This window comes from Clostridium aciditolerans, assembly GCF_016316925.1.
Classification (GTDB): domain Bacteria; phylum Bacillota; class Clostridia; order Clostridiales; family Clostridiaceae; genus Clostridium_AM; species Clostridium_AM aciditolerans.
This window is the reverse complement of record NZ_JAEEGB010000007.1, coordinates 16,098-29,483: the sequence shown is the minus strand read 5'-3', so window position 1 is coordinate 29,483 and position 13,386 is coordinate 16,098. Positions and strand designations below refer to the sequence as shown.

14 protein-coding genes are annotated in these 13,386 nt (G+C 31.7%); all 14 read left to right on the top strand.

Features of this window, described 5'->3' with window-relative positions:
- Positions 1-19 precede the first annotated feature (19 nt).
- Positions 20-2,293 carry a pyridine nucleotide-disulfide oxidoreductase/dicluster-binding protein gene (locus I6U51_RS07355; RefSeq protein ID WP_211142033.1) on the top strand — a complete coding sequence of 758 codons (2,274 nt, stop codon included), beginning with the start codon at positions 20-22 and terminating at the stop codon, positions 2,291-2,293.
- A 2-nt stretch (positions 2,294-2,295) separates the two neighbouring features.
- Positions 2,296-2,502, top strand: a complete 207-nt coding sequence (locus I6U51_RS07350) for a DVU_1557 family redox protein (protein ID WP_178908706.1) — start codon at positions 2,296-2,298, stop codon at positions 2,500-2,502.
- Positions 2,499-3,236 (top strand): DVU_1556 family methyltransferase, encoded by a 738-nt coding sequence (gene trsM / locus I6U51_RS07345; protein ID WP_211142032.1) that lies wholly within the window; start codon positions 2,499-2,501, stop codon positions 3,234-3,236. Before I6U51_RS07350 ends, trsM begins: the two co-directional genes overlap by 4 nt.
- Positions 3,229-3,681 carry a DVU_1555 family C-GCAxxG-C-C protein gene (locus I6U51_RS07340; RefSeq protein WP_211142031.1) on the top strand — a complete coding sequence of 151 codons (453 nt, stop codon included), beginning with the start codon at positions 3,229-3,231 and terminating at the stop codon, positions 3,679-3,681. Before trsM ends, I6U51_RS07340 begins: the two co-directional genes overlap by 8 nt.
- A 1-nt stretch (position 3,682) precedes the next feature.
- Positions 3,683-5,038 (top strand): radical SAM (seleno)protein TrsS, encoded by a 1,356-nt coding sequence (gene trsS, locus I6U51_RS07335; protein WP_211142189.1) that lies wholly within the window; start codon positions 3,683-3,685, stop codon positions 5,036-5,038.
- Position 5,039: 1 nt separating this feature from the next.
- Positions 5,040-6,353, top strand: a complete 1,314-nt coding sequence (locus I6U51_RS07330) for a DVU_1553 family AMP-dependent CoA ligase (RefSeq protein WP_211142030.1) — start codon at positions 5,040-5,042, stop codon at positions 6,351-6,353.
- A 2-nt stretch (positions 6,354-6,355) separates the two neighbouring features.
- Positions 6,356-7,408 (top strand): XdhC family aldehyde oxidoreductase maturation factor, encoded by a 1,053-nt coding sequence (locus I6U51_RS07325; RefSeq protein ID WP_211142029.1) that lies wholly within the window; start codon positions 6,356-6,358, stop codon positions 7,406-7,408.
- On the top strand, positions 7,401-8,507 hold the full coding sequence (locus I6U51_RS25315; RefSeq protein WP_211142028.1) for a DVU_1551 family NTP transferase: 1,107 nt from the start codon (positions 7,401-7,403) through the stop codon (positions 8,505-8,507). The genes I6U51_RS07325 and I6U51_RS25315 overlap by 8 nt, the downstream gene beginning before the upstream one ends.
- Positions 8,500-9,093: a histidine phosphatase family protein gene (locus I6U51_RS07315; protein ID WP_211142027.1), complete on the top strand. Its 594-nt coding sequence runs from the start codon at positions 8,500-8,502 to the stop codon at positions 9,091-9,093. Before I6U51_RS25315 ends, I6U51_RS07315 begins: the two co-directional genes overlap by 8 nt.
- 12 nt (positions 9,094-9,105) lie before the next feature.
- Positions 9,106-10,998, top strand: a complete 1,893-nt coding sequence (locus I6U51_RS07310; protein ID WP_211142026.1) for a sigma-54-dependent Fis family transcriptional regulator — start codon at positions 9,106-9,108, stop codon at positions 10,996-10,998.
- Between the two features lie 53 nt (positions 10,999-11,051).
- Positions 11,052-11,246, top strand: a complete 195-nt coding sequence (locus I6U51_RS07305; protein ID WP_211142025.1) for a hypothetical protein — start codon at positions 11,052-11,054, stop codon at positions 11,244-11,246.
- A gap of 246 nt (positions 11,247-11,492) precedes the next feature.
- A complete protein-coding gene (locus I6U51_RS07300; RefSeq protein ID WP_211142024.1) occupies positions 11,493-11,981 on the top strand; it encodes a MogA/MoaB family molybdenum cofactor biosynthesis protein in 489 nt (162 codons plus the stop codon).
- 1 nt (position 11,982) lies between these two features.
- Positions 11,983-12,651, top strand: a complete 669-nt coding sequence (locus tag I6U51_RS07295; RefSeq protein WP_211142188.1) for an ABC transporter permease — start codon at positions 11,983-11,985, stop codon at positions 12,649-12,651.
- 32 nt (positions 12,652-12,683) lie between these two features.
- Positions 12,684-13,385 carry an energy-coupling factor ABC transporter ATP-binding protein gene (locus I6U51_RS07290; RefSeq protein WP_211142023.1) on the top strand — a complete coding sequence of 234 codons (702 nt, stop codon included), beginning with the start codon at positions 12,684-12,686 and terminating at the stop codon, positions 13,383-13,385.
- The last annotated feature ends 1 nt before the right edge of the window (position 13,386 follow it).

Here is a 13,386-nt window from a genome sequence, read left to right as displayed (position 1 = left end):
TTTTTGAAAGGTGAATGCTATGGATTTAGATAAGTTATTGAAAAAAGGTGATAAGTGTATTACAGATGCACCTTCAGCTTGCGTAGCTGCTTGTCCTGTGCATATGGATGTAAAGTCATTTGTTGAGGAAATAGAAAAGGGTGATTTTAAAAAGGCTTATAAGGTTATGGCTAAAAAGCTTCCATTTACGAGAATAATAGGCCGAATATGCGATCATCCCTGTGAAGATGTATGCGTTAGAAAAGAACTTGGAGGAGCTATAAATATATCTGAGCTTGAAAAAGTTACAGTAAAACTGGGGGCTTCAACTAATAAAAGAACATTAGCTATGCCTAGGAACGGAAAGACTGTGGCAGTAATCGGTGGAGGAGTAAGTGGAATCACAGCAGCTTATGATTTAGATAAAAAAGGCTATGAGGTTACAATATATGAAAAAAAATCAAGGTTAGGAGGACGGTTATGGGACTTTGAAGGAAAAAATCTTTCAAAGGAGCTTATAGAAGAAGAACTTGAAGTATTAAAAAAAGGAAGCATAAAGATAGAGTTAAATAAAGAGATTGATGAAAAAGAATTGAGTAAGATATTAAAGATCTATGACGCAATCTATATTGGAACAGGCTCTTGGAAGGAAGACATAAATGTAGATTTTAAAACCTTCCAAGTAGAAAACACTTCACTATTTGCAGGAGGAAAGCTTATAAATAAAAATAATTCTATTATATTATCATTAAGTTCAGGGAGAAGAGCGGGCATATCTATAGATAGGTACATTCAAAGCGCTTCAATTACCGCTGTAAGAGAAAATGAAGGAGGGTATGAAACACCTTTAAAAATTACAACAGATGATATAGAGTTAATGCCAGCAGTGAGAAAATATGACTCAGAATATAGTGAAGAAGATGCAATAACTGAAGCAAAAAGATGCTTGAAATGTCAGTGTCTTCAATGTGTAAAAGCTTGTGTTCATCTTCAAAAATATAATGTTACCCCTAAGAAATATGTAAGACAGATAAATCATAATGAAACTATAGTACTTGGAGATCGCTATGCAAACAAAATGATTAATTCCTGTACCCTTTGTGGGCTATGTGGAGAAATATGCCCAGAAGGCATAGAGATGAAGAATATAATAAAAGAAACTCGTGAAAGTATGGTAGAAAGAGAAAAAATGCCAGTATCTGCTCACGATTTCGCATTAAAAGATATGGAATTTAGCAATAGCAGCTATTTTTCAATGATAAAGAATCAGCCTGGTTATGAAAAGGTAAAGTATGTATTTTATCCAGGATGTCAGCTGCCAGCATCTACACCAGAATATATAGAAAAAGTATACAGTTATCTTATGTCAAATATTAAGGATGGTGTAGGTTTAATGTTAGGGTGCTGCGGTGCACCAGCAGATTGGGCAGGAAGACAGGATTTAATGCAAGAGAATATAAGACATATCAAAAATAGTTGGGAGAGCATGGGAAGACCGACTTTCATTCTAGCCTGCTCAAGTTGCTACAGTATATTTGAAAAATATACGCCTGAAATAAACTTGGTATCCTTGTGGGAAACCATGAAAAATCACAAGATTCCTATTAATAATAAAATAAAAGAGAACTATGTTTTAAATGTACATGATGCTTGTACTACTAGATACAATGAAAAAATTCATGAAAGTATAAGAACTATAGCATCTGAACTGGGATATAAAATAGAAGAATTAAAGTTCTCAAAGGAAAAAACCAAGTGCTGCGGTTATGGTGGACTTGTGTATTTTGCTAATAAAGAGCAATCACAGGAATTTATAAAAGATAGAATAAAAGAGAGCAGTAGAGATTACTTAGTTTATTGCTCAATGTGTAGAGATTTATTTGTATCTGAAGGAAAGAGGACTTTTCACATTTTAGATTTAATTTATGGTGAGAATTTGGAGAAAGTATCATTAAGACAAGCTCCTACTTTATCTCAAAGACATGAGAACAGAGCACTTGTTAAAATTAATCTATTAAAGAAGTTTTGGAATGAGGAAATAAATGATTTTACTAGGGTTTCCAGACTAAAGTTAATCATAAATGATAATATACAAAAACAAATGGAGGATAGGTTAATTCTTTTTGAAGATATAGAGAAAGTAATAGCTAATGCACAGAAAAACAGGGAAAGATTTTTAAATCCAGAAACTATGCATTATTTAACCAGGATGAGAATTAGAAATGTTACTTACTGGGTGGAATATGAAGAAAAAGATAAGGAATTAATTATTCATAGTGTTTACAGTCACAGAATGGAAGTAGTGGAGGAATAATTATGAATATTAATAAAGAAGAAAAAACTCCCTGGATTTGTGATAAGTGTAATAAGGAGCTTCAGCTCTCACAAGTAAAGGTCGTCTACCTTGGAGGAAACTTTGAAGTAGAACTTATGCAGTGTCCTCAATGTAAAATGGTAATTATAGATGAAAAGTTGGCACTAGGGAAAATGCTTGAAGTAGAAAAAGGACTGGAAGATAAATGACAAAGAGCTGTAATGCTTATGAAAATAAAAACATGCTTGAGGTTACAGGAACAACCTTAAGACCAGGGGGATTTATCCTAACAGATAAAGCTGTTCAATTTTGTAAATTTTCTGCTAGAGATCAAATAATGGATTTAGGAAGCGGCATGGGAGCTACAGTTAACTATCTTTATGAAAAGTATGGAATGAATACTGTGGGAATAGACCCATCACAAAAATTAATAGCTATAGGAAAGGATAAATATGAAAACATTAATTTGATTAATGGTAGGGGAGAAGAGCTTCCTTTTGAAGATGAAAGCTTTCAAGGAGTATTTGCAGAATGTACTTTATCTCTTATGAATGATTTAAATGCTGTTATAGAGGAAGTATATAGGGTTTTAAAAAATTATGGATATTTCGTAATCACAGACGTATATGCAAAAAATCCTCACTTTACAGATAAACTAAATACATTTTCAATTAATAGCTGCATGAGGGGCCTTCACAATTTAAAAACATTTAGAGAAAAATTAATAAGGCAAGGTTTTGAAATAATGCTTTTAGAGGACTGCAGTTCTATGATAAAGGCACTTATGGTTAAGGTAATATTTTCATATGGTTCTATGAGCGTTTTTTGGAATAAAGCTTCAGAATGTTCTGTAGATGGAGTAGAGTTTCAAGAAATACTTAAAAATTGCAAACCTGGGTATTTTATTATGATAGCTAGGAAAGGGGATAAGGGTTATGAATGATACTGCTTTTCGCATATATAAATTAGCTTCTGCAGGCTTTTGTTGTAGTCAAATAATGCTGAAGCTTACTTTAGAGGAAGAAGAAAAAGAAAATGCAGATTTAATAAGAGCGATAAATGGTCTCTGCGGAGGTATAGGTTTTACTAAAAAGACCTGTGGAGTTCTTACAGGTGGAATAGGGATTATAGGTTTGTATGCTGGCAAAGGTGAGGATAGAGAAGTTTATAAGGAAGATTACAAGACTATGATAGAGGAATATATAGATTGGTTTGAGGAAGAGTTTGAAAGCACAGAATGTGGGGATATAATAGGAATTCAAAGTATTAGTGATGATGTCGGGAATATACACTATCCAATAAAATGCGGAGATATATTACAAAAGAGCTATGAAAAAGTTCAGGAGATATTATACAAACATGGATATGAGTTTGGAGATAGAGATTAGTATGAAGAATGTAAAAGTAATTTTCAGAACTGAAAGCTTATGTCCCCACTGTTTAAAGAAAGTAAAGGCAGAAAAGATTTTAGAAAATAATAAAGTGTACATGGAAAAGTATTGTCCAGAGCATGGGCAGTTTAAAACTATTATATGGAGTGGGAGTACTCCTATGGAAAAATGGGTGAGGAATAAGGAAAGAGCTTATATAAAGAATCCTGCTGTTTCCGGTGAAAAAGGGTGCCCTTTTGACTGTGGCCTTTGCAGTGAACATAGGCAACATACCTGTACAGCACTGATAGAAGTTACTAACCGTTGTAATTTAAATTGCAAATTTTGTTTTGCTGACTCCTCCTGTAATCAAGATGAGGATGTTTCAATAGAAAAAATAAGGTTTTTATATGAAAGAGTTCTAAAATACTCAGGCAATTGCAATATTCAGTTATCTGGTGGTGAGCCTACAGTGAGAAATGATTTGCCACAGATAATAAGGTTAGGAAGGGAACTGGGGTTTAATTTTATACAGGTGAATACTAACGGAATACGCATAGCGCAGGATGAAGGCTATGTTAGAGAGCTTAAGGAAGCAGGATTGGCTTCGATTTTTTTACAGTTTGATGGTACTAATGATTTAATATATAAAAAATTAAGAGGAAGAGAATTGCTGGAGATAAAAATAAAAGCATTAGAAAACTGTAATAAGCATGGCATAGGAGCTGTACTAGTTCCAACCTTAGTTCCAGGGATAAATGTAGATAACATAGGGGAAATAATAGACTTTGCACTGGAGAACATAGCTGTAGTAAGAGGAGTACATTTCCAGCCTGTAAGTTATTTTGGAAGAATACCTAATATTCCAAGGGATGAGGATAGAATTACACTACCAGAGCTTATAGACAAAATAGAAGAACAAACAAAGGGTAAGATTAAGATCAGCAGCATGAAGCCTCCCGGGTGCGAAAATGCTTTATGCTCTTTTCATGGTAATTATATTTACAAGAACAAAAATGAGTTACTAAGCATTACAAATAAATCAAATAACTGCTGTTCAAAAACTGAAAAGGCAGAAGAAGGGGCTAAAAAGGCAAAGGAATTTGTTACACGTAATTGGTCTTCAAGAAAAATAGAAGGCTTTAATGGCAAATTAGATTCTAAAAAAGTGATGAGCTGGGATGATATATTATACAGCGTAAAAAATTATTCCTTTAGTATCTCAGCTATGGCTTTTCAAGATATATGGAACATAGATTTAGAAAGAGTTAAGGACTGCTGCATTCATGTAGTAAGCTTAGATGGAAGGCTTATACCTTTTTGTCTTTATAATATTACAGATGCACAGGGAAACTATATATACAGGGGAATGTGATATGAAGATTACACCTATGGAAAAATGGATGGTAGATAAAATTGGAATTAAGGAAGGCAATAATAAAGAATTAGAACAATATCAATTAAATAAAATAAATGAGGTTATTGCTTATTCAAAGAAATACAGTAGATTTTATAAGGAACATCTGAAGTGCTTTAATGAATTAGATATAAATTCTTTTAAGGATTTTGAAAGTATACCATTTACGCTGCCGCATCATATAAAAAATAATCCCCTTGATTTTTTATGTGTCTCCCCAAAAGACATTGATAGAGTAGTAACCTTAAGAACTTCTGGTACAAGCAGTGAAGAAAAAAGAATATATTTTACGGAGAAAGATTTGCAGTTTACAATTGACTTCTTTAAACATGGAATGAGCTCTTTAGTTGATAGAAAAGATAAAGTATTAGTACTTTTGCCAGGAGAATCTTATGGAAGCATTGGTGACTTGCTACAAAAAGCATTAAGAGAAATAGATATAGAATGTTATGTAAAAGGAGTATTGGTTAAACCAAAAGATGTAGCAAAATTCATACAGGATAAGAATATAAATTGTATCGTAGGAATTCCTATAAAGTTACTTCAATTAAGCAGAATAGAGAGTGAAGCATTTAAAAAGAATATAGAAAAGATACTCCTAAGCACTGATTATGTACCAAAAACTTTAGTAAAAGAAATTACAGAAAAGTTTAATTGCAAGGTTTTTGCCCATTATGGAATGACTGAAATGGGATATGGTGGAGGAGTTGAGTGTGAAGCATTAAATGGATATCATATGAGGGATATAGATTTATATTTTGAGATAATAGATCCGGTTACAGGGAAAACAGTAGAAAATGGTCAGTATGGAGAAATAGTATTTACAACACTTACAAGAGAGGGAATGCCTTTAATAAGATATAGAACTGGAGATATAGCAGCCTTTAGTACACAGTACTGTCCTTGTGGAACTTTCTTAAAAACAATGAGTCCAGTTCTTGGAAGGATAGATAATAGAATTAAGATAGATGAAGATAAGTTTATTTATATGAGAGATTTAGATGAAATTATTCTATCTTTTAAAGCTATAATAGACTATAAAGCTTACATTGAGGAAGGCAACATAATATTTATAGACTTAATTACATTAAATGAGCGAGATTTTCATAAAGTATCAAAGGAAATGATGAGCTATATTAAAGAGATACCAGTAATTAAAGAAGCATTAGTTGAAAATATTATTGAAATTGTATTAATACATTCATTAGAGCCTAGCATAATTAAAAATAGCATGACAAAGAGAAGGATATATGATTATAGAAAGAGGGGTTAATTATGAGAGATATATATGAAGTAATGACTGAGTGTTTGGATAATAAAGAAAGCTTCGTGCTAGCTACTATTTTAGAGAAATCCGGTTCCGCTCCCAGAGAAGAAGGAACAAAGATGATTATAAAAAATGACTTTTCAATTGAAGGTACTATAGGTGGAGGTATATTTGAAGCTATGGCTATAAAGTTATCTTCACAGATTTTTGAAAATAAAGAGTTTATAATTAAGAAATTCGCCTTATCTAATAATGGTGCTTCAGCCCTAGGCATGGTCTGTGGTGGAGAACTTAAATTGCTCTTAGAATATATAGATTGTAATGATGATGAGATGGTATTAATGTACAAAAAGGCAGCAGAACTTAAAAGAAAAGCTATTAATTTTGCATTTATAACAAAAATAGATGAAAAGCAAAAAAACATAAAAGGAACAGATAAATGGATTTGTACAGAAACAGGATTTTTCGGAGAAGAAAACGATATAGCACAATGTATATTTAGAAAAGTAAGAGAAAACTTTAAAAATATAACTTTTCAAAATTTAGTTGCTGAGGGAAAGAAATATTTAGTAGAACCTGTTTTGAATCATGAGGCTGTATATATAATAGGTGCTGGACATGTGTCACAAAAAATTGCAGAAATAACTAAAATGTTAGATTTTAAAACAATTATTATAGATGATAGAGAAGAATTCGCTAATAGAGAAAGATTTAAAATCGCTGATGAAGTAAAAGCAATTCCTTCTTTTGAAGATATATTTAATTATATAAATATTGATAGTAGAAGTTATATTATTATAGTTACAAGAGGGCATGCCTATGATAAAGAAGTACTAGCACGAATGCTTAAAACCGATGCAAGATATATAGGTATGATAGGAAGTAAAACAAAGAGAGATTTTGTTTACAGCTGCCTCTTAAATGAAGGATATACTTCAAAGGACATGGAGAGAGTTTACTGTCCCATAGGTCTTTCTATATCTGCACAAACTCCTGAAGAAATAGCAGTAAGTATTGCAGCTGAGTTAGTTCTAGTTAGGAGATCACATATTAGTGAATAAGGATAACTTTGCAGCTGTAATTCTCGCAGCAGGATATTCTTCAAGAATGAGAGATTTTAAACCTCTTATGAAATTTGGCGAATATACTGCAATAGAAACCATTGTTAATACTTTTACAACTTCAGGAATTTGTAATATTATAGTAGTAGTGGGTCATAGAGGAAAAGAGTTAATAGATGTATTAAAAGACTCGCAAGCTAAATGTATAGAAAATAAAAACTACTCTCAGGGAATGTATTCTTCAGTATTAAAAGGTATAGAGGCCTTAAATGAGAATGTTAGCGCATTTTTTATGCTTCCAGTAGATATTCCTCTTGTGAAAATACACACTATAGAAACGTTAAAAAGCCAATATTTATGCTGTGATAAGGGAATAATTTATCCAACTTTTAATGGTAAAAGGGGACACCCGCCTCTAATAGATTGCAAATACAAAGATATAATATTAAAAAATAATGAATATGGAGGATTAAAAAATATACTTTCCAAGTTTGACGATGATTCTATAAATGTTCCTGTATTTGATAAATTTACAATAATGGATATGGATACTAAAGCAGATTATATAGAACTGCTCAAATATTTTAGTTTAAAAGTTCCAAATAGAGAGGAATGTTATAGTATCTTAAAAATGCATGACGTATCTGATAATGTAATAAGACACTGCGTTAAAGTATCGGAGATAGCCACATATATTTTAAATATATTAAATGAAAAAGGATATAATTTTGATGAAGATCTGCTGTCAGCTGCAGCACTATTACATGACATAGATAGAAAATCTACAAACCATGCCAAAAAAGGAGAAGAAACTTTAAAGAAATTAGGATATGAACATATAGGTAACATAATATCTACACATATGGATATAAAAGTAGGTGAAAAAGAAAATATTACAGAGAATGAAATACTGTATTTGGCAGATAAACTTGTGAAAGAAGATAAAGTTATGCCTCTTGAGTGTAGGTTTGATCGTTGCCTATTGAAACACAAAAATGATTTTGAGGCTGAGGATAAAATAAAACAGAGATATATAGAGGCTAAAAAAGTTATTAGCAAAATTGAAGCTGTAATAGGTAAGAGTTTCGATTATGAATAGAAGTATTTACTTAGTAAGGCATGGAAATATAGATGCTGGACAAGAGAAACGTTATATAGGGGTCACAGATTTGCCTTTAAGTGAAGAGGGAATTATGCAAGCTCAAAGGCTTAAAAAATTTTTTTATAGTATAAATATTGAGAAAGCATATGTAAGCCCTTTAATGAGATGTATACAGACAGCAGATATAATTTTTGAAAATAGAGACATTGAAAGGGTAGTAGTGAAAGAGTTTACTGAAATAAATATGGGGCAATGGGAAGGGAAAACATTTAAATATATAAAAAATTTTTTTCCTAAACAATTTAAAAAAAGAGGAGAAAATATAGATACTTTTGTACCTACAGGAGGGGAGAGTTTTCAAGAGCTTAAAGATAGAGTTATACCTATTTATGAAAGTATTGTTAAAAATAGCTTAGGTAATATAATTATAATTTCACATGCAGGTGTAAATAGAATCATATTGAGCAACCTTCTAGCAATACCTATAAAAAACATATTTCAAATTGATCAACAGTACGGTTGCATAGATGAAATTTATTATGATGATGAATACAAAAACTACCAATTGAAAATGTTGAGATAAAGGGGTGTTAGCATGTCTATAGTTGAATATAAATCTGAAGTTGAGTGTAAATCTGATATAGATTTGTCCCATGAAAGATGTAGACGCTTTAAAATAAACCCTAATCAAGTTTCAAGTAAAAAAATTATATATGACGATACGGAATTACAGAAAAGATTTGCAGTTAATAGAGATTTAATATTGACAGCTACACCATATATGGAGCAGCTAACTAATTTTGTAAAAGGATTTAACTTTTTCGTATTACTTACTGATGGAGAAGGCTGTATATTGAATGCAATAGGAGAAGAAAAAATACTCTCAGAAGCATTTTCTATGAAAATGATACCAGGAGCTTTTATGAATGAAGAGAATATAGGTACAAATGCCATGAGTATGGTTATAGAAATCAAAAATCCTATTCAAGTTTCTGGCAGAGAGCATTTTATCAAAGCATATCATAAATGGACTTGTTCTGCAGCACCTATAAAAGATAATGAAGGAAGGCTTATAGGTGTTCTTAATCTCACTGGATACATTGATTTTGTACACCCTCATACGTTAGGAATGGTTATAGCTGCCTCTAATGCTATAGAAGAAATGCTAAAAGTAAAAAATTACAACAAAGCTCAAAATACGAATGATAGACATATAAAGAATGTATTTAACTCTATTCCCATCGCAATAATAACTTCCGATATAAATGGCAAAATAAAAATTTGTAATGAATGTGCGCTGAAAATGTTTGGTAACAAGGACAAGCAGCTGAGAATATCAGAAATAAAAGACCTTATAGAAGATTGGGATAAGGTGAAAAATGACGCATGCCTAGGGAAAAGCATTTCTCAAGAAGTAAATATAATGGCGTTAAGAAACAAATTTAGATGCCACTTAACTGCCAATCCAATATATAATTCTAGAGAAGAAACTATTGAAATAGTATATGCTTTTGAGGAAATAAAGAAAGTAAAGAAAAAAGACAATGGTCAGGCTTATTATACTTTTAATAAAATAATTGGGGAAGATGAAAACTTTATAAAGGTAATCCAATATGCTAAAAAAATTGCAGATAGTAAATCTACTATCCTCATAATGGGTGAGAGTGGTACTGGGAAAGAAGTATTTGCACAATCTATCCATAACTACAGCAGTAGAATAGACGGTCCTTTTATAGCTTTAAACTGTGGTGCTATTCCTAAACAGCTTATAGAATCTGAACTTTTTGGGTATGAAGAAGGATCTTTTACAGGAGCTAAAAAAGGAGGAAATATTGGAAAGTTTGAATTAGCTGATGGTGGCACTATTATGCTGGATGAGATTGGAGAAATGCCTCTTGATATGCAAACAAGGCTTTTAAGAGTTGTACAAGAAGGAACGATAACAAGAATAGGAAGTTCCAAATCTATACCAGTAGATGTGCGAATAATAGCTGCTACCAATAAGGATTTAAAGAAAGAAGTTGAACTAGGTAGATTTAGAAAAGACCTATATTACAGGCTTAATGTACTGCCTATATATTTACCTCCTTTAAGAGAAAGAAAAAAGGATATACCAATTCTTATAGAATATTTTTTAAAAAATATTTCTCAAAGACTTCATAAAAAGGATATGGTTATACCTAATGAATATTTAAAAAAGATGTTAAATCATAGTTGGGCGGGAAACATAAGAGAATTAGAAAATTTTATTGAATTAATTATAAATACTGAATGTATACCATCTGGTTATTTTGGGGATGATGATTGTGAAAATGAAGCTCTCATTGATATTAATAGTGAATGCCTAAAATTAGAGTATGCGGAAAAGGAGCATCTAACAAAGGTGATAAGAAGATTTAAAGGAAACATTACGCGGTCTGCAGAAGCTCTTGGTATTAGAAGAAACACTTTATATAGTAAAATTAAAAAGTATGAAATACAAATATAAAAGTCATATTCATATAAATAGAAAAAGCTGAAAGTCAACTTATACGCCGGGATATGTTTCCAAGCTTCAGTACGTTAAAAACTTTTAGCCAGTCTAAAGCTTGTGTTTTAGACGACCTAAGAACCTTCGTGAAACTCGCTATGCTCAGACAACTCGAAGGTGCTAAGGTTGTCTTAAAACCCTTCACTAAGACTGGCACAAAGTTTTTAAATCTACCTTCAGCTTTGGAAGCATATCCCTCTGTATAAGTTGACTTTCTAGTTAATTTCTTTATATTAAAATAGTTTTTCTATAATTTTAAAGTAGTGCAATTTTAATTTATATTGCAAAATTTATTGAATGGAGTTATTATAAGTATAAGAATATTGTAAATTTATGTAATTATAATTAATTTATAAAATCTAATATAATAACTTTGGTTATTTTAGTTGTAAGAACATTAGAATAGCCAAAGAATTTTATATCTAGATTTTAGTACTAATGGAGGTTTGGCAATGATAAAGACAGCAATTTTAACTATAAGTGATAAAGGATCACGAGGAGAAAGAGTAGATGGAACAGGAGAAGCTATAAAAAACATCTTAGATTCAAAGGAATATACTATAGAATATTATAAAATAATACCAGATGATATGGATAAAATACAAGAAGAACTTATACAGCTTTGCGATGAACTTAAAGTAAATCTAATTTTAACAAATGGAGGTACAGGCTTTTCAAAAAGAGACGTAACTCCAGAAGCTACAATGAAAGTAATAGAAAAAAATGTGCCAGGCATTGCTGAAGCGATGAGAAGTGCATCCTTAAAAATAACTCCAAAGGCTATGCTTTCAAGAGCAGTTTCTGGAATAAGAGGTGAAACGTTAATTGTTAACTTACCAGGCAGTCCTAAAGGAGCTGTAGAAAACCTGCAAGTAATTCTTCCTGCACTTCCACATGGAATAGAGATACTCACAGGAAAAGCCTCGGAGTGTGCAAGATAGAATGTTAAAAGCTATTTATGCCTTTTCTGTACAGTACAGCGATATATATAACGTGGTAGCAATGTCGATGATTGTATCATTAATATCTACTGCTTTAGCATCTATGATATCTTTAACTCTAGCGATTCCCGTGTCCCTTAAGGATTTTAAAGGAAAGAAGCTTATTTTGAGGATAGCTAATACTCTCATGAGTCTTCCACCAGTACTTATGGGGTTAGTTGTATATTTAATGCTTTCTAAGGAAGGTCCCTTTGGCAATCTTCAACTTTTATTTACACCAACAGCTATGATCATTTCTCAGACATTATTAGTATTACCAATCATATTTGGAGTGGCTGTGTCAGGATTATCTAAAACATCGAAGGAAATAGAGAATACTTGTGTTTCCTTAGGAGCAAATAAAAAGGATGTATATATCACTATAATAAAGGAAAGTAAAATTCAAATGCTTTCCGCAATAACTGTTGGCTTTGGACGAGCTATCTCCGAAGTTGGGGCAGTAATGATGGTAGGTGGAAATATACAGGGCGAGACAAGGGTTATGACAACATATATAGCTCTAGAAACAGGAAAGGGAAATTTTAAAGAATCTTTAATTATAGGTGCGATACTGCTTATAATTTCATTTTTAGTAAATTTCATTTTATATAGATTTCAAGAAAGTAATTAAATATAGACAAATAGGTCAAGAAGGGATATATAATGCAAATAGATATAAAAAATGCATGTAAAGCTTATGAAGGAAATGTTGTATTAAATGTAGCTGAATTTACCTTTAAACCGGGAAAAATATATGCTATACTAGGCCTTAATGGCAGTGGTAAAAGTACTTTATTAAATTGTATTGCAGGCATTTGTAATTTAAGTTCTGGTTACATTGTTTATAACGAAAAATTTAAATTAAAGGACATAAGGAAAAGTATTTCAATAGTAAGTCAAAAACCATATTTGTTTAATTCCTCAGTCCGTGATAATATAGTTAGTGGATTAAGATTCAGAAAAATGAATGTTGATGATATAAATAAGAGATTGACAAAATACACAAACCACTTCTCAATAGATAAGCTTTTAAATAAGAACTGTAAAAAGCTATCTGGAGGAGAAGGAGCAAAAGCCGCAATGTTGAGAACAATAGTACTTGAGACAGATGTTGTATTATTAGATGAACCTACTGCAGCTATGGATGTGGAAAGCACCTTAGAAGCAGAAAAACTTATAAAATCTATAGTAAGCGGCAATAAAACTGTAATAATGGTCACACATGATTTATATCAGGCTGAAAGAGTGGCTGACTATGTAATCTTCATGGATAAAGGAAAAATAATCGAGCATGGAACAAAGGAGAAGGTATTTAAGTATCCCGAGCATCCGCTTGTAAGAACAATCTTAAATAGGGGGAATTGAC

What these genes read in the sequence shown, in the direction of transcription:
- I6U51_RS07355 (WP_211142033.1), top strand. Translation starts at nt 20, where the DNA reads ATGGATTTAGATAAGTTATTGAAAAAAGGTGATAAGTGTATTACAGAT.
- I6U51_RS07350 (WP_178908706.1), top strand. Translation starts at nt 2,296, where the DNA reads ATGAATATTAATAAAGAAGAAAAAACTCCCTGGATTTGTGATAAGTGT.
- trsM (WP_211142032.1), top strand. Translation starts at nt 2,499, where the DNA reads ATGACAAAGAGCTGTAATGCTTATGAAAATAAAAACATGCTTGAGGTT.
- I6U51_RS07340 (WP_211142031.1), top strand. Translation starts at nt 3,229, where the DNA reads ATGAATGATACTGCTTTTCGCATATATAAATTAGCTTCTGCAGGCTTT.
- trsS (WP_211142189.1), top strand. Translation starts at nt 3,683, where the DNA reads ATGAAGAATGTAAAAGTAATTTTCAGAACTGAAAGCTTATGTCCCCAC.
- I6U51_RS07330 (WP_211142030.1), top strand. Translation starts at nt 5,040, where the DNA reads ATGAAGATTACACCTATGGAAAAATGGATGGTAGATAAAATTGGAATT.
- I6U51_RS07325 (WP_211142029.1), top strand. Translation starts at nt 6,356, where the DNA reads ATGAGAGATATATATGAAGTAATGACTGAGTGTTTGGATAATAAAGAA.
- I6U51_RS07315 (WP_211142027.1), top strand. Translation starts at nt 8,500, where the DNA reads ATGAATAGAAGTATTTACTTAGTAAGGCATGGAAATATAGATGCTGGA.
- I6U51_RS07310 (WP_211142026.1), top strand. Translation starts at nt 9,106, where the DNA reads ATGTCTATAGTTGAATATAAATCTGAAGTTGAGTGTAAATCTGATATA.
- I6U51_RS07305 (WP_211142025.1), top strand. Translation starts at nt 11,052, where the DNA reads ATGTTTCCAAGCTTCAGTACGTTAAAAACTTTTAGCCAGTCTAAAGCT.
- I6U51_RS07300 (WP_211142024.1), top strand. Translation starts at nt 11,493, where the DNA reads ATGATAAAGACAGCAATTTTAACTATAAGTGATAAAGGATCACGAGGA.
- I6U51_RS07295 (WP_211142188.1), top strand. Translation starts at nt 11,983, where the DNA reads ATGTTAAAAGCTATTTATGCCTTTTCTGTACAGTACAGCGATATATAT.
- I6U51_RS07290 (WP_211142023.1), top strand. Translation starts at nt 12,684, where the DNA reads ATGCAAATAGATATAAAAAATGCATGTAAAGCTTATGAAGGAAATGTT.